This window comes from Sphingomonas sp. Leaf30, assembly GCF_001422525.1.
GTDB classification, from domain to species: Bacteria; Pseudomonadota; Alphaproteobacteria; order Sphingomonadales; family Sphingomonadaceae; genus Sphingomonas; species Sphingomonas aerolata.
In genome coordinates, this window is record NZ_LMKZ01000001.1 from 82,179 (window position 1) to 99,968 (window position 17,790).

A 17,790-nucleotide genomic window follows, 5' to 3' on the forward strand; every position below is an offset into this window, starting at 1 on the left:
GATATGAGCACTGCCCTCATCCCCGCTTCGTCGGCCAATGGCCTCCCCGAGAAATTCGCTAACCCGCTCAAACAGATAAAGTCCGCCTTCGCGCAGCCCGCGGTACGCCGCTCGCTGCCGATGGTGCTGATGATCGGCCTGATCGCCGCCGCCGCGCTCGCGTGGATGACGCTGTCCTCGCCGACGCAGAAGACGCTGTTCACCAACCTGCCCGATGCCGACAAGGCAGCCGTCACCTCCGCGCTGACGACCGCGAACATCAAGAGCCGGATCGACGATTCGACGGGCTCACTGACGGTTGCCGAGGAGGATTATTCGCGCGCGCGGATGCTGCTCGCCGGCCAGGGCCTGCCCAAGGCGGCACCCGGTGGTTACGCGATCCTCGACCAGCTGCCGATGGGCGTCAGCCGCGCGGTGGAAGGCGAACGCCTGCGCCAGGCGCGCGAATCCGAACTCGCCCGGTCGATCGAGGAGATCGACGCGGTCGCCGAGGCGCGCGTGCATCTCGCGACGCCCGAAGCCTCGGTGTTCGTCCGCGACAATGCCGCGCCCTCGGCCTCGGTGATCCTGAAGCTGCAGGGCGGCCGGTCCTTGAGCGACGCACAGGTCGCCTCGATCATCAATCTCGTCGCGTCGTCGGTACCCGGCATGAAGCCCGATTCGGTGACGATCGTCGACCAGATGGGCGCGCTGCTGACCAAGCCCGGCGGAGTCGACGGCGTCGGTGCGGCGGGCGACAAGCGGATCGAGATCCAGCGTCGCGTCGAGGACAAGTACCGCACCCAGCTGATTCAGCTGCTGACCCCGCTGGTGGGGGCCGGCAACTTCACCGCCGAGGTCCAGGCCGACGTCAATCTCGACGAGACCCAGGCGACGCGCGAAAGCTATGACAAGCAGGGCGTGCTGCGCGCCGAGACGGGCAACTGGACCGGCAACCAGAAGGACGGCGCCGCGACCCCGGGGGGCATCCCCGGCGCGCTCAGCAACACGCCGCCCGCCGCCAGCACGCTCCAGGCACCGCAGCCCGCGACCGGCAATCCCGGCATGCCGCAGCCCGTCGCCGGTGGCCCCGCCCCCGACGCGATGAAGCAGTCCGACCAGTATCAGCGCGCCTATGACCTCGGCCGCGAAGTGTCGGTGACCCGCGCCACCCCGGGCAGCGTCAAGCGCCTGTCGGTCGCGGTGCTGCTGCGCGATCCCGACAAGACGCGCCGCACCGCGATGGAGATCAACCAGATCACCGACCTGGTGAAGAGCGCGGTCGGCTTCGACCAGACGCGCAACGACAATGTGACGGTGATCAGCCGCAAGTTCGCCGGCGCCGATGCCGCCGCCGATACCGGCCCCGCCTGGTACGACAATGCGTGGCTGCCGGTACTCGCGCGCAACGGAACCGCGATCGTCATCGCGCTGCTCGTCCTCCTGCTCGGCGTGCGGCCCATCGCCAAGGCGCTGATGAAGAAGCGCGAGGACGCGACGCCGCGGCCCGCCTTCGGCCAGACGATCGAGGGTGCCGAGGGCGAGGGCGCCGAAGCCCTGACCGGTCCGGTCGTCGTCCCCCCGGTCAGCCTCGACCAGCTCGAAAGCTCGCGCGGCTATGACGAGCGGGTCGGCGCGGTCCGCGGCTTCACCCGCGACAATCCGACCCGCGCCGCGCTCGCCGTGCGCGACATGATCAAGGCGGACGCACGCTGATGGAGGGCTTGCGCACCTATACCGGCGTGGAGCGTGCCGCCGTGCTGATGATGCTGGTGGGCGAGGACGAAGCCGCCGCGATCCTTCAGAAGCTCGACCCGGAAGAGGTCCGTCAGCTCGGCGCGGCGATGTTCAAGGTCGCCGATGTCTCCGAGCAGGAGGTCGAGACGGTGCTCGACGATTTCGTCGACCGCGCACGCGAGCGCACCACGATCGGCTTCGACCCCCGTCCCAAGATCGAGGCGGTGATGAACCGCGCGCTCGGCCGCGAAAAGGCCGAGAGCGTGCTCGCGCGGATCACCCCGGCTGAGGCGGCGTGCGAACTCGAACTGCTCGACTGGCTCGACGCCAGCGAGATCGCCGCGATGATCGAGAAGGAGCATCCGCAGATCGCCGCGGTGCTGATCGCCAATCTCGACGCGTCGGTCGGCGGCCAGGTGCTCGAACTGATGCCCGATGCGGTCCAGCCCGATATCCTCCACCGCATTGCGCGGCTCGGGCCGATCACGCCCGAGGCGGTCGACACGCTGCGCACATTGCTCGCCAACCGCACCGGCACCGGGTCGAGCGGCCAGGGCGTGACGCTGGGCGGCACGCGCGAGGCGGCCAAGATCCTGTCGGGCGCGCGCAAGGCGACCGAACAGCGCGTCATGCCCAAATTGTTCAAGATCGACCGCGACGTCGCCAAGGCGATCGAGGAGGCGATGTTCGTGTTCGACAACCTGCTTGAGCTCGACGACAAGAATCTGGGCACGCTGATCCGCAACGTCGATGGCGAGATCCTCACCAAGGCGCTTAAGGGCGTCGACGAGGCGGTGCGCAACCGCTTCCTCGGCTGCATGTCGGCGCGCGCCGCCGACGGCATTCGCGACGAGATGGAGTCGCGCGGACCGATGCGGCTCGCCGAGGTGCTCGAGGCGCAGAAGGCGATGATCGCGACCGCACGCGGGCTTGCCAAGGATGGCACGATCATGATGGGCGGAGGCGAGGACGATTATGTCTAAGTTTGTCGGGGCATCCGGTTTCGTCGCGGGTTTCGCCGCGCGCCACGACACCGCGGCGCAGCTGCTCGCGCACGCCTTCGCGCCGCCGATGGGCTTTGCGGCGGCCGATATCCGCGATCGTGTCGCCGCCGCGCCGCGCCGCGCGACCGGGTTCGCGCCGCAGGGTGCCACGCCCACGCCCATGTCGGCCCCGACCGCGCCGCCCACCGGGCCGAAGCATTTCAGTCCCGCCGACAAGGACAGCAATCCGACGGAGGGCTGGGATCCGCTCGACCCCGCCAGCGAGACCGAGAGTTTTCTCGATCCGCTCGCCGCCGCGCATGCCGCGGGCTATGCCGAGGGCCTCGCCGCCGCAGCCGCGGTGGCACAGGGGAATGCCGCGCGCGACCAGGCGCTGCTCGCCTCGCTCGCCGCCGCGCTCGCCACCGACCGGCTCGACCGCGACCGGGTCGCGACGCAGCTTCGTCAGACCGTCCTGCTGCTGGTCGGCAAGCTGGTCGGCGAGATCGGCATCTCGCCCGATCTGCTCGCTGGGCGGATCGAATCCGCGACCGAACTGCTCGCCGATTCCGCCGAGGCCGCGTTGCTGCGCCTGCATCCCGACGACGTCGCGCTGATCGAGGGCACGCTGCCCAAGTCGATCTTTGCCGCCGGCGACCCCAATGTCGCCCGCGGCAGCTTCGTGCTCGAAAGCGCGTCGACGATCGTCGAGGACGGCCCTGCCATGTGGCTCGACCAGCTCGCCAGCGCGATCGACCGCGTCGCGGTGCCCGCGAAAGCCGCCTGAGTGCTAAACCGCTTCACCGCCGACTATCTCGAAACGCTCGGCAACGCTGATTTCGTCGCGGCCCCCAGGGTGTCGGGCCGGCTCGCCTCGTTCGACGGGCTGCTGATGGAGGCGGTCGGGCTGACCCTGCCCGTCGGCACCGTGTGCAAGGTCGGTGAGGGCAGCGCGAGCGTCGAGGCGGAGGTGATCGGCTTCCGCAACGGGCGTACGCTGATGATGAATCTCGGCGGTCCCGCCGCGCTCCTGCCGCGCGCGCCCGTCAAGCCGATCGGTCCTCCGGGAGAGGCCGAGGTCGGCGCCGCCCTGCTCGGTCGCGTCGTCGACGGCGCGGGCAAGCCGATCGACGGCCTCGGTCCGATCCGCGGGGCTGGCCGCTGGCCGCTCGCGGGCAAGCTCCAGTCGCCACTCGACCGTGGCCGCGTGCTTCAGCCGATGGACGTCGGGGTGCGCGCGATCAACGGCCTGCTGACGATCGGCCAGGGTCAACGCGTCGGCATCATGGCGGGGTCGGGCGTCGGCAAGTCGGTGCTGCTCGGCATGATCGTCCGCGCCGCACAGGCCGACGTGATCGTCATCGGGCTGATCGGCGAACGCAGCCGCGAGGTCGCCGATTTCCTCGAGACCAAGGTCGCCGGCGCCGCCCGCGCACGTTCGGTCGTGGTCGCGGTGCCCGCCAACCACTCGCCCGTGCTCCGCATCCGCGGCGCGCTGCGCGCCACCGCGATCGCCGAAGGGTTTCGCGACGAGGGCAAGAAGGTCCTGCTGATCATGGATTCGCTGACCCGCGTCGCGCATGCCGGCCGCGAGATCGGCCTCGCGCTCGGCGAACCCGCCTCCGCACGGGGCTATCCGCCGTCCGCCATCGCGATGCTGCCGAACCTGATCGAGCGCGCGGGCGTCGACGTCCATACCGGCGGGTCGATCACCGCGATCTATACCGTGCTGGCGGACGGCGATGACGGCAACGACCCGGTCGTCGATTCGGCGCGCTCGATCCTCGACGGGCATATCGTGCTGAGCCGCCAGCTGGCCGAGCGCGGCGTCTATCCGGCGATCGACATCGGCCCGTCGGTCAGCCGCGTCATGACCGACATCGCCGATGCGCCGCATGTCCGGGCCGCGCGCATGCTGCGCCGCAACCTGGCGACCTATGAGGAGAATCGCGACCTCGTGCTGATGGGCGCCTATCGTGCGGGTGCCGACCCGGCGATCGACAATGCGATCGCCTGCCACGGCGCGATCATGGAGTATATCCGCCAGGATTCGGACGAGAAGGTGTCGCTGGCGGATGCGGTGGCCGAGCTGGTCGGTGTCTTCGGTGGCTGACGCCCGCGCCAAGACGCTGGCACGGATCCACCGCGTCCGGACCTTGCAGCTCGGCCTGACCCGCGCCGACGAAGCCCGCGCGCACGACAAGGCCGCGAGCGAACAGGCCTTGTCGACGCGCATCTCAAGCCTTGCCGCCGCCGTCGCCCCCGTGCCGCAGAGCGCGGTCGCGGTCTCGCTGGGAGCGTCGGCGCATTACCGCGAACGCCTGCAACAGTCCGCCGACGCCGCGGTCGAGCGCGTCCGGTCGGCGGAATATCAGGTCGCGCGCGCCACCGACGCGACCCGCGCCGCACAGCGCGACCAGAGCGCGGTCGAAAAGCTCATCGCGCGCGCGCAGGCCGATGCCGCGCTGAAGGAACTTCGCGCGCTCGAAGAGGCTCCCTCGGTCAGGACGATCCGGCACGATCCTTGCTGAGTACGGTGCGACACGCTCGTATCCGAGAGATTGCATGATCCAGCCCGCGCTTGCGCTTACCCCGTCCCCTGCCGCGCCTGCCGCACCGGCCACGCGTGGTGCGGAGCCGACGGTGGCGTTCGGCGCGGCGCTGGCCGGGGTGATCGACGCCGCGGGACGCCGCGACGCACTGCCTCTCCTGCCTGCCGCACCCGTAACGGCGAACCGGGCGCGGCAGCCGCTCGCCGCCGACGGCAATCCCTTGCCGGTCGCTGGCGAGCCGGCCATGTCCCTGCGGCCTGGCTCTGACGGCCTCCCGATCGTTGCGACGCCATCATGGCCGCCGCAACCGGACGGCGCATCGCCCGCGGCGCTCGGACCCGATCTGCCGCCGGCGCCGCCGTCCGAATTTGCGCTCCAGCAGGGCACGCCGCCGCTGCCGAACCACGCGCTTCGCGCCGGCCTTCGTGCGGCCGTGCGTGACGGTGCGGATCCGGCGTCCGAACCCGCCGATACCGAGCAGCCTTCCACCGACGCCGAGCAGGCGCCACTCGTCGCAACGCCAAACGCACCAACCGCCATCATTGTACCGCTGCTCGCGATGCCAGTACCGGAGCCTGTTCCGGAACCGGTGCCCGCGGCCGTCGCAGATGCTGCCCCCCCGCCCTTGCCCGCGCCATCCGCCGGCCTGACCGAGACCCCGCGGCCCCACGATCCTGCGATCACGCCCCCCGCAATCCCCATCGCCCCGCGCGCACCCGCACCGATGGCGGCGCTGCCGCGCATCACCGACGCCGCGCCGCTGCGAGCCGACACCGCTCCGGCCCCGCCAGCCGTGTCGATCGGCACCATTCTTGCGCCCGGTACGTCTGCACCCGTCGCGCCCCCCACGACCGCCGTGCCGACGATGATCGACGCGGATGCGCTCGCCCGTTCGGTCGAGGACGCGCGCGGGACCACAACGGCCAACGTGCCGCAGCAACCGCAGGGCCAGCCTCAGGCCCAGCCGCCGCTCCAGCCCGGCACCATCGCCTCGGCGGCGCAGGTATTCGGCGCGGCGATTCAGGCGGCGGCGCGGCGGCGGGACGAGCCGGACGAGCCCGGCGGCGCGCCGGCCCTCGGAGCGTTTGCCCCGGTCATGACCGCCGCCTCGGGCGTCTCGGCACAGCCGCCGCTCGACATGCGGCAGGAGCGCTGGCCGAGCGCAATGATCGAGCGGATCGACATCCTGCGCGACGCGGCAAACGCGACCGACACGCGGATCCGCCTGATTCCCGACGCGCTCGGCACGATCGACGTCTCGGTCCGTCGGGACGGCGATACCGTCCATGTGCAGTTCGCCGCCGAACAGGCCGCCACGCGCAGCCTGTTGCAGGAAGCGCAGCCGCGGCTCGCCGAACTCGCGGATGCCCGCGGGATGAAGCTGACGCAGAGCAACGTCGATACCGGCGCCGGCCAGCAGCAGCAGCAGCAGCAGCGCGCTGCGACGCCGCACCAGCCTTCGGCGCCTGCGCGCGCCCGCGCCGGAACCGCGACCGCCGCCGATACCGATTCCACCGACACCCGACTCGCCTGACCCGAAGGACTGCGTAGATGAGCGACAAGAGCGAAGCCCCCGTGCCCAAGAAGAAGGGGAAGATGGGCAAGATGATCATCGGCGGCGTCGCGCTGCTCGTCCTGGTGGGCGGCGGCGTGGGGGCCGGTGTCTATGCCTCGAGCGCGGGGCTGATCGGCGGCGGCCATGCCGCGGCCGATGACGGCAAGCCCAAGCTCATTCCGAAAAGCGAGCAGAAGTCCGCCGGGGCCGAAGGGGACGGCGAAGGCGGCGAGCATGGCGGCGGCGAGGATGCCGCACCCGAGAATCACGGCATGGCGCCGCCTGCGGGCGAGGGCGGCGACCGCTATGCGTCGACCTATTATGCGCTGGAGAAGGAATTTACCGCCAACCTCCAGGACAGCGCGCATTTCATCCAGGTCGGCGTCGCCGTCTCGACGCCCTATGACAACAGCGTCATCGACCATCTCAAGACCAACGAGATCGCGGTCCGCTCCGCGATCCTGATGGCGCTCGGCGAGGCGACCGAAGACGAGGTCTTCACCGCGCAGGGCAAGCGCAAATTGCAGGGTGAACTGGCCAAGGCAATCAATGCCACGCTCAAGCAGAAGGAAGGTTTCGGGGGGATCGGTAACGTTTACTTTACCAGTTTCGTCGTTCAGTGAGGCATGGTTAACGCCCCCCCAGACACGACGATGCGCGAGCGGCGCGAGCGCGATCGTCCCCAGGCGGCCCATTCGGGCATGCTGGGGTCGGCCAAGCTCAATCCCTTCGGTGATTTGCACACGCTGCAGCATCTGTCCGCCCGGTTCGCGCGGACGTTGCGCGGCGTGTTCGAACCAATGCTGCGCCAGGAAGTGCGCAGCTGGGCCGAGCCGCTCGTCGTCCAGCGCTTTGCCGATTACCGGGCAGAGCGCGGCGACGGGCTGATCGCCTGGCTGCCGATGGTGATGACGCCGGGTGCCGCGCAGGCGCTGTGCGTGATGGACGGGCGGTTCATCCTCGAGCTGCTCGACCTGTTCTTCGGCGGGACGGGCGCGGTGCCACCGGTGCTGCCAGCCGAATTCTCGCCCGCGGGCGAGGCGATGATCGCGCGGATCGGCCAGCTGATCGCGACCCCGCTCAAGACCGCGTGGGAGCCGATGGCGCGGTTCGAGTTCCAGCCGACCCGTGTCGAGGTGAACCCGGCGATGATCGCCGAGCTCGACGGCGAGGATGCGATGATCGTCACCCGCTTCGGGCTGGCGACGGGGGCGGGCAAGCCGGTCTTTCTCGACCTCGTCTACCCGGTCACCGCGCTCAAGCCGCACGCGCCGTCGCTCACCACCAAGGTGCTCGGCAAGACCGCCGAGCCCGATCCGGCCTGGCGCAACGAGCTGACCCGCGCGGCGATGAACATCCGCTTCCCGATCCGCTCGGTGCTCGCCGAACCCGTCGTGTCGCTGCAGATGCTGATGGACCTGAAACCCGGCGACGTGATCCCGATCACGATCTCGGGCGACGTCCCCGTGATGGTCGGCAACGACCGGCTCGGCTGCGGCACGGTCGGCACGTCCAACGGCTTCGCCGCCATCCAGCTCACCTCCATTACCCGTATCGACGAAGGATTCGCAGCATGACCGACATGGCCGGTACTTTTCCGGTCGACGCCGCCGTGGCCGCCAATTTCAGGCTGCTGCAGGACGTCGACGTCAAGCTGACCGTCGAGATCGGCTCGACCAGCCTGACGCTGCGCGAACTGCTCGCGCTGAGCGAAAGCAGCGTGATCGAGCTCGATCGCCAGGCCAACGAGCTGCTCGACGTGTTCGTCAACGGCACGCTGATCGGCCGCGGCGAGGTCGTCACCGTCGGGGAGCGGTTCGGGGTGCGGATGACCGAGCTGGTCAGCCCCGACAAGTCGCTCGCGGCGCGCGGCTGATCCGATGCTCTGGTCCTATATCCTGAAGCTCGTCATCCTCCTGCCGCTCGTCTGCGGGCTGATGGTCGGCTGTCTGCTGCTGTGGCGCAAGTTCGAGAGCCGCATGCCCGGCAAGCCCACGTCGCGGCTGATCGGCGTCAAGGAAACGATGATGATCTCGCCGGGCCTGCGCCTCGCGGTGATCGATTTCGAGGGCCGGCGGCTGCTCGTCTCGGTCGGTCGCGGTGGCGTGCACCTGATCGACAAGGTCGACGCATGAGCCTGATCGTTACGCGCAAGGGGTCGGGCCCGGCGCTGATTACCGCTGTACAGGCCAGGACGCAGTCGCGTGGCGCTTTGTGGCTGTGGGTCGGCCTCGCGCTGCTGGTCGCCCTGTTCCTCGCCATGCCGGCCTTCGCGCAGGCCGTCCCCGCCCCTGCCAGCCCCGCGGTCGGCGACGCGGTCGACCGCGCGCTCGGCCAGCTCGGCGGCCAGGCGGCGGGCAATACCGGGCAGAGCGGCTCGCTGTCGCTGTCGCTGCAGGTCCTCATCATCATGGGGCTGCTCACGGTCCTGCCGGGCATCCTGCTGATGATGACCAGCTTCACGCGGATCATCATCGTGCTGGCAATCCTGCGCCAGGCGCTCGGCCTGCAGCAGACGCCGCCCAACCAAGTGCTGCTCGGCCTGTCGCTGTTCCTCAGCTTCTTCATCATGGCGCCGACGATCACCCAGATCAACACGACCGCGATCCAGCCCTATGCCGCCGGCCAGCTCGCGGGGACGCAGATGATCACCACCGCGGGCGTCCCGCTCCACGCGTTCATGGTCAAGCAGACGCGGATCAAGGACGTCACGATGTTCGCCGAGATGGCGAAGTCGGGCCCCTATGCGTCGCCGCGCGACATCCCCTTCTCAGTGCTCCTGCCGGCGTTCGTCACCTCGGAACTCAAGACCGCGTTCCAGATCGGCTTCCTGATCTTCCTGCCGTTCATCGTCATTGATCTCGTCGTCGCGACCGTGCTGATGTCGCTCGGCATGGCGATGCTGTCGCCGACGATCATCTCGATGCCGTTCAAGCTGCTGCTGTTCGTGCTCGTCGACGGCTGGGCGCTGACGATGGGCAGCCTCGCCAACTCGTTCGCGACCTGACCCGGTGGATGCACCCACACTCCCGTTCGTGCTGAGCGCAGTCGAAGCACATGAGTCCCAGGCCCTTCGACTTCGCTCAGGGCGAACGGAAGCATTATAAGCCATGGACGCGCAATATTTCCTGACCATCGCCAACCAGACGATGTGGGTGCTCGCGCTCGCCAGCGCGCCGATCCTGATCCCGGCGCTGCTTGCCGGGCTGATCCTCGGCATGATCCAGGCGGCGACGTCGATCAACGAACAGACGCTGTCGTTCGTGCCGAAGCTGCTCGTCGTCGCGGTATCGATCATGATTTTCGGCAGCCTGATCCTCGGGCTGCTGAGCGATTTCACCGTCAGCATCTTCGAACGCATCCCCGATCTGGTGAAATAGGCGGATGCTCGGCTTCGGCCTCTCGATCGAGCCGCAGCTCTGGGCGCTGATCTTCGTTATGGTGCGGATCGGCGCGACGTTCATCGCCGCGCCGGTGTTCGGCAACGTGTCGGTGCCCGTCACGGTCCGCGTCACGCTGTCGGGCGCGATCGGCTTCCTCGTGCTCGCCGCGCACCCGGTCCAGCCACCCGCGCAAATCTTCGCGACGGCGACCGTACTCGCGGTCGCCGCCGAGGCGCTGGTCGGGCTCGCGCTCGGCTTCGTGCTGCAGATCGCGTTCGCCGCGCCGGTGATCGCCGCCGAGATCATCGGCGGGTCAATGGGGCTCGGTTTCGCTTCGTCGGTCGATCCGCAGAACGGCCGGTCGAGCCCCGCGCTCGGCCAGTTCTTCTCGATCATGCTGACCTTGCTGTTCCTGTCGATGGACGGCCACCTCGTGCTCGTCGAGATGCTCGTCAAAAGCTATGACGTGATGCCGCCCGGCGCTGCATGGCTCGGCGTCGACCGGCTGCGGGGGATCGCGTTCTTCGGCGGCTATGCGTTTCTCGCCGGGCTGCTGCTCGCGCTACCGGTCGGCTTCCTGCTGCTGTGCCTCAACATCGTCGTCGGCATGATCAGCCGCGCAGCACCCGCGCTCAACCTGTTCTCGGTCGGCCTGCCCGCGAGCCTCGCGGTCGGCGTCGTCGCGCTCGCGGTCGGCTTCCCGGCGATGGGCGACTATATGGTCGTGATTATCCGCGAAGGCCTCGAAGCCACGCAGAGCCTGGTGCTCGGCTGATGGCGGACGAATTCGGCGAAAAGACAGAAGCCCCGACCGACAAGCGCAAGAAGGATGCGGTCGAGAAGGGCGACATCCTCCGCTCGCGCGACTTCGCGACCGCGCTCAGCATGCTCGCGGGCGTCGCCTGGCTGATCTATGCCGGCCCCTCGCTGATCGCCGCGTGCAAGGCGGTGATGGCGTCGAGCTTCCAGTTCGGCCGCGCGGACGTCGAGGATTTCTCGCCCTGGCGCCCGCTCCAGGAGGCGGGGTGGAAGCTTGCGCCCTCGCTCGTCACGCTGTTCGTGGTCAGCCTGGTCGCTGCGGTGCTCAGCCAGGCGGGGCTCGGCTCGCTCGGCTTCAACGGCAAGCTGCTCGCGCCCAAGTTCACGCGCATCAACCCCGCCTCGGGGCTCAAGCGGATCTTCGGCCCGACCGGCTGGATCGAGCTCGGCAAGTCGCTGCTGAAGGTCGCGCTGCTCGGCACCATCGGCGGCTGGATGCTGTGGCAGGCATCGCATACGACGATGGGGCTCGCCTCGTCCGCCGATCTCAACCAAGCGCTGACGACGCTCGGCGGGACCTTCTCGTCGATCCTGATCGCGATGGCGTTCGGGCTCGTCGCGATCGCCGGGATCGACGTGCCGATCCAGATCATCCGCCGCCTCGGCAAGATGCGCATGTCGAAACAGGAGGTGAAGGACGAGCACAAGGACAATGAGGGCAATGCCGAGGCCAAGGGTCAGCAGCGTGCCAAGATGCGCGCGATGGCCAGCGGCAACATGCGCAAGGCGGTCGGCGAGGCGCACGTCATCCTGACCAACCCGACGCATTTCGCGGTCGCGCTGCGCTATGATCGCGGCAAAGACCAGGTGCCCGTCGTCGTCGCCAAGGGCCGTGGCGCGACCGCGCTGGCGATCCGCGAACTCGCCGCGGAGACCCGCGTACCCGTGCTCGAATATCCGCTGCTCGCGCGCGCCGTCTATTACACCAGCAAGGAAAATCAGGAGGTTCGCGATGACCTGTACATGGCGATCGCGACCGTCCTCGCCTTCGTGTTCGGGCTGAATGCAACCGCAGGCGGCACGCCGATGCCGCAGCCCGCGATCACCGTGCCGGTCGATGCGCGGTTCGACGAAAACGGCGTGAAACTTCCCTAAAGATCCGGCGGCCGCGGTCGTTATTCCATTCGAGCGCGCAAGGATTCCGGCATGGCAATTTCAACGACGAGCAGCACCGCGACGCCGACCCCGGCGGCAACGCCGACGCCGACCGCGGCGAGCGTGACGAAGAACGCGGCGCAGTCGCTGCTGACCTCGCTCAATGCCGGCTCGGGGATCGACACCGCAAGCCTGGTGCCCTCGCTGGTCGAGGCGCAGTTTGCGGCCAAGACCGCGCAGCTGACCGCCAAGTCGAAGACGATCACCACGCAGATCTCGGGGCTGGCAACGCTCAAGAGCGCGATCTCGGGCTTCTCGACCGCCTATGCCGCGCTGGTGAAGGGCGGCACGCTGACCAGCCAGCCGACCAGCTCCAATACCGCCGCGCTCGGCGTCAGCGCGCTGGCGGGCGCGAAGGCCTCGGGGCTGTCGTCGACCATCTCGGTCAACCAGCTCGCCGCCGCGCAGACCATCCGCACCACCGCCGCGGTCGCCGATCGCACCGCGGTGATCGGCTCGGGCAGCTTCACGCTCAACTTCGGCACCGCCACCTATGACGCGGCGGGGACGACGATGACCGGCTTCACCGCAGGCGGTGGCACCGCGGTGACGATCGACGTTACCGACGCCAGCCTCGACGGGATCGCCGCGGCGATCAACGCGAAGGGCGCAGGCATCACCGCCTCGGTCGTGACCGATTCGAACGGCAGCGCCTATCTGTCGATGAAGGGCGCGACCGGCGCGTCGCAGGCGTTCACGCTGAACGCGACGACGGACACGAGCGGCAAGCTGGCCGCCTATAATGTCGGGCCCGGCGCCACCAACACCAGCGTCACGGCGGCTGCACAGAATGCCAAGCTGACCGTCGACGGGATCGCGGTCGAGCGCGCGAGCAACACGATCAATAACCTGGTAACGGGCGTCAAACTGCAGCTCAACGCCGTGTCGACCGGCCCGGTCACGCTGGGCAGCACGACGCCGACCAGCGCGCTGTCGCAGGCGGTATCCGACGTCGTCGAGACCTATAACCAGGTCATGGCGACGCTCACCGAGCAGACCGACCCGGTGACCGGCGTGCTGCGCGCGGACCCGGCGGCGAAGACACTGTTGTCGTCGCTCAAGGCGCTGACGCTGGCGCCGCTGTCGGGCGACACCGGTGGCGGCAGCCCGACGACGCTCGCGCAGATCGGCGTCGCGACCAATCGTGACGGCACGTTGCGCGTCGATGCCGCCGCGCTGTCGAACGCGATGTTGACCAATTCGACTGCGATCGAGACGATGCTGAACGGCTCGGCGGACGGCAAGGCCGGGCTTGGCGCGGTGCTGAACGCGATCACGACCAGCGCGACCAACACGACGATCGGGCTCGGCGCCTCGCAGACGCGCTACACCGCCGCGCAATCCGCGATCGCCGATGCCGAGGCCAAGATCGCGGATCAGTCCGCGGCGATGACCACCCGCCTGACGCAGCAATTCTCGAGCATGAATTCGCGCGTGTCGTCGTACAAGTCGATCCAGAGCTTCCTCACCAACCAGATCGCCGCCTGGAACAAGAGCGACTCGTGATGTACGCAACCACCCTCACGCGCGACCCGTTTGCCACCTATCGCCAGATCGACGCGGTCGGCCGCACCACGACCGATGGCCCGGGCCTCGTCCAGCTGCTCTACAAGGAACTCGTCGCGGCGCTGCGTGCCGCCGCCTGGGCCTCCGACAACCGCCAATATGCGACCAAGAGCGACCGCGTGACACGCGCGACCGCGATCCTGTTCGCGCTCGAGGCGGGGCTCGATTTCGACCGCGGCGGCGCGGTGTCGGAAACGCTCGCGCGGCTCTATGCAGGCGCGCGCCGGACGATCGTCGACGCCTCGGTCGGCCAGGACGGCTCGGTCTTCCGCACCACCGCGGACACGCTCGACGAGATCGCGCAGGCCTGGCGCACCGCCAGCGCGGCCTGAGCCGCTACCGTTCGAACCAGTGCCGCTGGACGAAGTAGATCACGATACCCAGCGCGATCACCAGGCAACCGCCCGCGATCGCATCGAACGCCCAGGGCTCCTCGGCAAAGGGCAGCCCCTTCACGTTCATCCCGTACAGCCCGGTCAGGAACGTCAGCGGCAGGAACACCATCGCCGCGACCGAGATGATCAGCGAGCGATTGTCGATCTGCTCTGCGCGCAGGTCGGTCAGCGCCTCGTGCGTCAGCGCGGATCGCTCGCGGATCGATTCGAGCTCCTCGGCCATCCGCGCCGCGCGGTCCGCCGCCGCCGCCAGGTGCAGCCGGTCGTCGTCGCGCAGCCAGTCCCCGGGCAACGCAGCCAATTTCTCGAGCGCGGCACGCTGCGGATTGAGAAACCGGCGATAGCTGATCGCCGCCACGCGGACCTCGCTGACGGTGCGGCGCAGGGCGAAGATATGCTTGGCGTCGAGCCGCTCCTCGCAATCGTCGAGCTCGTCGCCGAGCGCCGCCACCTCGGGGTCGAGATCGGTGGTGATGGCGGTCGCGAACGCGGTGATCAGATCGCCGGGATCGCGCACCCGCCCCGCCTCGACCTCTTTTTCAACCAGCGGGATCGCGACCAGCGGCTTGCGTGTCAGCGAATAGACGCGTCCCTTGACCACCCAGATGCGCAGCGACGCGAGCAGGTCGGACGAATCCATCTCCTCGTTCGTCCGCCCGCGCAGGTTGAGGAACGCCCCCTCGCCGACCGCCTCGCAGCGCGGCCGCGTCTCGGTCGCGGTCAGTGCGTCGATCACATAGGATTCGAGCCCGGCCTCGTCGCGAAGCCAGGCCTGCGCCTCGTCCTCGGTGGTTGACAGATGGACCCAGACCAGATCGCCGCTCGCGGCCGGCGCCGCCTCGACCGCGAGCCGCGACGCGACTCCGTCAGCGACCTTGAACCCGAACCCGCTCACGCGCGCATCGCCACATCGACGACCAGCCCCGATCCCTGCGCATCGGGCGGCGCATCGCACGGGATCCGCGCCGCATCCGCGCGCGCGCGATCGAGGATCGCCGGCGGCACGTCGCTGCGGTGATAGACCCGGTCCGCGCTGGCGAGCGCCCGCGCCTGTCGCAATGTCAGATCATCGGGATCACGCGATGCGAGCGTCATCCGCACGATCGCCCCGTCCTGCACCAATCCCCCGTCGAGCCAGCCGGCCACGTCGCGCGACGGTCCGAGCGGATCGAGCACGCCCCCCGGCGCGAGCGCATCGGCCAGCGCACGCCGTCTGGCACCGCCATCGGGGAAGCGCGTGCGCATCGCCCCGCGTGCGCGCTGCAGGGCGTTTGCCAGCCCGCCCAGATCCGCCGGCACCAGCGCCTCGAGCCGCTGCCGCAATGCCGCCGCCAGCCCGGCCGACGCGCCCCCCGTGCCGATCGCGATCAGGACGGGCTCGCGGTCGACGATCGCGGGCAGCGTGAAGTCGCAATGCTCGGACCGGTCGACCGCGTTGACGAGCACACCGCGCGCCTTGAGCCGCGCGACCGCCGCGAGCGCCTCCGCCTCGTCGTCGATCGCGACGATCGCCAGCGCGGCCATGGCGGCCTCATCGGTGACGACGTGAGCGCCGGCGCGGTCGAGCAGCCGGCGTTTCGCGTCTGCCGCCTCGCCCTCGCCCAGCAGGATGACCGGGCGACCCGCCAGCCGCACGAATAGCGGCAGGCTGTGCAGGCTCACCGCTTGAGCCATTCGGGGACGCGCTCGGCGGCCAGGATCGTCTCGGGCTCGATCCGATCGGCGACCACCGCGAACCGATCGCCGTCGACCAGCACCTCGGGCACCAGCGCGCGGCTGTTATAGGTCGACGCCATCGTCGCGCCATACGCGCCCGCGGTGCGGAACACGCCCAGATCGCCCGACTTCACGACGTCGATGTCACGCCCCATCGCGAAAGTGTCGCCGGTCTCGCACACCGGCCCGGCGATGTTCGCGGTCATCCGCTCGCCGCCCGGCTCCACCGCGACGAAGTCATGATAGGCATCGTACATCGCGACGCGCGCGAGGTCGTTCATCGCCGCATCGACGATCACATAGGGGTTGGTGACCCCCGGCTTCACCCAGATGACCTTGGTCAACAGCACGCCGGCGTTGCCTGCGATCACGCGCCCGGGCTCGAACATCAGTTCGACGTCCCAGCCCGCGGTCGCGCGCGCGACCATCGCGCCATAGTCGGCCGGGCTCGGCAGCACGTCGTCGGGCTTGTAGGGCACGCCGAGGCCACCGCCCAGATCGACCCGGCTAATGACGTGCCCCGCCGCACGCAGTTCGGCGACGAGCTCGCCGATCCGCGCATAGGCCGCCTCGAGCGGGGCGAGATCGGCGAGCTGGCTGCCGATATGGATCGCCACCCCGCGCAGATTGAGCCCCTCATGCTTCGACAACCGGTCGAACATCGCCGGCGCCTGGTCGATCGGCACGCCGAACTTGTTCTCCTTGCGCCCGGTCGAGATTTTCGCGTGCGTGCCGGCATCGACATCGGGGTTCACGCGCAGCACCGCCGGCGCGCGGATACCGCGATCCCGCGCGAGTGCAGCGAGCACCTCGCCCTCTTCCTCGAGCTCGAGGTTGAACTGGCCGATCCCGGCATCGAGCGCGCGCGCCAGTTCGTCGCGGGTCTTGCCGACGCCCGAAAACACGATGTCCGACGCGGGGATGCCCGCCGCCAGCGCGCGCGCCATCTCGCCCGCCGACACCACGTCCGCACCGTAGCCCTCATCGGCCAGGACGCGCAGCACCGCGACGTTCGGATTGGCCTTGATCGCATAGGCCAGATGCACGCGCCCCGCACCTTTCAGCGCGTCGCGGAACACCTGCGCGTGACGGCGGAACGTCGCGGTCGAATAGACATAGACGGGCGTCCCGACCGCCTCGGCGATCGCGGGAAGCGCAACGTCCTCGACATGGAGGACGCCGTCGCGATAGTGGAAATGGTCCATGCTGGCCTGTGATCAGTTGGAAGGCGGCAGGTTGAATTCGTCGCTCCGCCGCTCGCGCGAGCTGGTGAGCAATTCATCACTGCGTTCGGGGCGCTGCTGCGGCGTCGGTGTCAGCAGCGCGGTCGGCGTCGGTGTCGTCTTCGCACCGTAAGGCGCGACCGGCAGCGATTTGCCGGGCGCGGGTTCGAGCCCGTCGGCCGCCCCGCAGGCGGTCAGCGACAGGCCCGACAGGGTCAGCCCGGCAAGAAGGATCAGGCGTGTCATTCGCTCGTCTCCCGTGCGGCGCGGATCGCGGCGCGTACATTGCCGGGTGCGGTGCCACCGAAGCTGGTCCGGCTGGCGACCGACGCATCGACCGACAATACGCCGTAGACCCGGTCATCAATCCGCGCATCGATCGCCTGCAGATCCTCGATCGACAAAGCGTCGAGCGCGATGCCCAGATCCTCCGCGCGTTTCACCGCACGCCCGGTCACATGATGCGCCTCACGGAACGGCAGCCCCGCCTCGCGCACCAGCCAGTCGGCCAGATCGGTCGCGGTCGCAAAGCCCGCCTCGGCCACCGCGCGCATTCGCTCGGTCCGGAACGTCGCGCTCTCGACCATCCCGGTCATCGCCGCGATCGACAGCGCGAGCAGATCATGCGCCTCGAACACCGGTGGCTTGTCGTCCTGCATGTCCTTCGAATAGGCGAGCGGCAGCCCCTTCATCGTCACCATCAGCGCGGTCATGCATCCCATGATCC

Annotated in this window: 20 protein-coding genes and 1 pseudogene; 16 read left to right on the forward strand and 5 right to left on the reverse strand. The window is 69.2% G+C overall.

The annotated features are described in order from the left end of the window. Positions 1-3 precede the first annotated feature (3 nt). The 16 genes from fliF to ASE89_RS00445 all read left to right on the forward strand — a co-directional run bounded on the left by fliF (position 4) and on the right by ASE89_RS00445 (position 14,061). Complete coding sequence (fliF, locus tag ASE89_RS00370) at positions 4-1,695, forward strand: flagellar basal-body MS-ring/collar protein FliF (RefSeq protein WP_056673006.1); 1,692 nt, start codon at positions 4-6, stop codon at positions 1,693-1,695. Next, entirely contained in the window at positions 1,695-2,699 is a 1,005-nt protein-coding gene (gene fliG / locus ASE89_RS00375) for a flagellar motor switch protein FliG (protein WP_031394705.1), read from the forward strand. The genes fliF and fliG overlap by 1 nt, the downstream gene beginning before the upstream one ends. Further along, a complete protein-coding gene (locus tag ASE89_RS00380; protein WP_056673009.1) occupies positions 2,692-3,486 on the forward strand; it encodes a FliH/SctL family protein in 795 nt (264 codons plus the stop codon). The genes fliG and ASE89_RS00380 overlap by 8 nt, the downstream gene beginning before the upstream one ends. Next, a complete protein-coding gene (locus tag ASE89_RS00385) occupies positions 3,487-4,812 on the forward strand; it encodes a FliI/YscN family ATPase (RefSeq protein WP_056673012.1) in 1,326 nt (441 codons plus the stop codon). Continuing rightward, positions 4,805-5,230, forward strand: coding sequence for a hypothetical protein (locus ASE89_RS00390; protein WP_166746665.1), 426 nt, complete (start codon positions 4,805-4,807; stop codon positions 5,228-5,230). The genes ASE89_RS00385 and ASE89_RS00390 overlap by 8 nt, the downstream gene beginning before the upstream one ends. A gap of 34 nt (positions 5,231-5,264) precedes the next feature. Beyond that, on the forward strand, positions 5,265-6,785 hold the full coding sequence (locus ASE89_RS00395) for a flagellar hook-length control protein FliK (protein WP_056673017.1): 1,521 nt from the start codon (positions 5,265-5,267) through the stop codon (positions 6,783-6,785). A 17-nt stretch (positions 6,786-6,802) separates the two neighbouring features. Next, entirely contained in the window at positions 6,803-7,429 is a 627-nt protein-coding gene (locus ASE89_RS00400; protein ID WP_056673021.1) for a flagellar basal body-associated FliL family protein, read from the forward strand. 3 nt (positions 7,430-7,432) lie between these two features. After that, positions 7,433-8,383, forward strand: a complete 951-nt coding sequence (locus ASE89_RS00405) for a flagellar motor switch protein FliM (RefSeq protein WP_031441299.1) — start codon at positions 7,433-7,435, stop codon at positions 8,381-8,383. Continuing rightward, a complete protein-coding gene (gene fliN, locus ASE89_RS00410) occupies positions 8,380-8,682 on the forward strand; it encodes a flagellar motor switch protein FliN (protein ID WP_031394024.1) in 303 nt (100 codons plus the stop codon). The genes ASE89_RS00405 and fliN overlap by 4 nt, the downstream gene beginning before the upstream one ends. Before the next feature lie 4 nt (positions 8,683-8,686). Beyond that, on the forward strand, positions 8,687-8,941 hold the full coding sequence (locus ASE89_RS00415) for a flagellar biosynthetic protein FliO (RefSeq protein WP_031394023.1): 255 nt from the start codon (positions 8,687-8,689) through the stop codon (positions 8,939-8,941). Continuing rightward, positions 8,938-9,813 carry a flagellar type III secretion system pore protein FliP gene (fliP, locus tag ASE89_RS00420; RefSeq protein ID WP_056673024.1) on the forward strand — a complete coding sequence of 292 codons (876 nt, stop codon included), beginning with the start codon at positions 8,938-8,940 and terminating at the stop codon, positions 9,811-9,813. The genes ASE89_RS00415 and fliP overlap by 4 nt, the downstream gene beginning before the upstream one ends. 103 nt (positions 9,814-9,916) lie before the next feature. Then, positions 9,917-10,186, forward strand: coding sequence for a flagellar biosynthesis protein FliQ (gene fliQ / locus ASE89_RS00425; protein ID WP_031395965.1), 270 nt, complete (start codon positions 9,917-9,919; stop codon positions 10,184-10,186). 4 nt (positions 10,187-10,190) lie between these two features. Continuing rightward, on the forward strand, positions 10,191-10,964 hold the full coding sequence (gene fliR / locus ASE89_RS00430; RefSeq protein WP_037528690.1) for a flagellar biosynthetic protein FliR: 774 nt from the start codon (positions 10,191-10,193) through the stop codon (positions 10,962-10,964). Then, positions 10,964-12,103: a flagellar type III secretion system protein FlhB gene (flhB, locus tag ASE89_RS00435; protein WP_056673027.1), complete on the forward strand. Its 1,140-nt coding sequence runs from the start codon at positions 10,964-10,966 to the stop codon at positions 12,101-12,103. The genes fliR and flhB overlap by 1 nt, the downstream gene beginning before the upstream one ends. Before the next feature lie 51 nt (positions 12,104-12,154). After that, positions 12,155-13,669, forward strand: coding sequence for a flagellar filament capping protein FliD (gene fliD, locus ASE89_RS00440; RefSeq protein ID WP_056673030.1), 1,515 nt, complete (start codon positions 12,155-12,157; stop codon positions 13,667-13,669). Beyond that, positions 13,669-14,061, forward strand: a complete 393-nt coding sequence (locus ASE89_RS00445) for a flagellar export chaperone FliS (RefSeq protein ID WP_037528697.1) — start codon at positions 13,669-13,671, stop codon at positions 14,059-14,061. The genes fliD and ASE89_RS00445 overlap by 1 nt, the downstream gene beginning before the upstream one ends. Before the next feature lie 4 nt (positions 14,062-14,065). Here ASE89_RS00445 and ASE89_RS00450 read toward each other — a convergent pair whose 3' ends face one another. The 5 genes and pseudogenes from ASE89_RS00450 to ASE89_RS21040 all read right to left on the reverse strand — a co-directional run. Beyond that, positions 14,066-15,019 (reverse strand): zinc transporter ZntB, encoded by a 954-nt coding sequence (locus ASE89_RS00450; protein ID WP_056673032.1) that lies wholly within the window; start codon positions 15,017-15,019, stop codon positions 14,066-14,068. Continuing rightward, complete coding sequence (locus ASE89_RS00455; RefSeq protein ID WP_056675053.1) at positions 15,016-15,786, reverse strand: precorrin-2 dehydrogenase/sirohydrochlorin ferrochelatase family protein; 771 nt, start codon at positions 15,784-15,786, stop codon at positions 15,016-15,018. Before ASE89_RS00455 ends, ASE89_RS00450 begins: the two co-directional genes overlap by 4 nt. Continuing rightward, on the reverse strand, positions 15,783-17,045 hold the full coding sequence (gene lysA, locus ASE89_RS00460) for a diaminopimelate decarboxylase (RefSeq protein ID WP_056673035.1): 1,263 nt from the start codon (positions 17,043-17,045) through the stop codon (positions 15,783-15,785). Before lysA ends, ASE89_RS00455 begins: the two co-directional genes overlap by 4 nt. Positions 17,046-17,057: 12 nt before the next feature. Further along, positions 17,058-17,309 (reverse strand): hypothetical protein, encoded by a 252-nt coding sequence (locus ASE89_RS00465; protein ID WP_031394336.1) that lies wholly within the window; start codon positions 17,307-17,309, stop codon positions 17,058-17,060. Then, positions 17,306-17,790, reverse strand: a pseudogene (locus ASE89_RS21040) (argininosuccinate lyase); the annotation flags it as partial. The pseudogene ASE89_RS21040 and the gene ASE89_RS00465, both read right to left, overlap by 4 nt.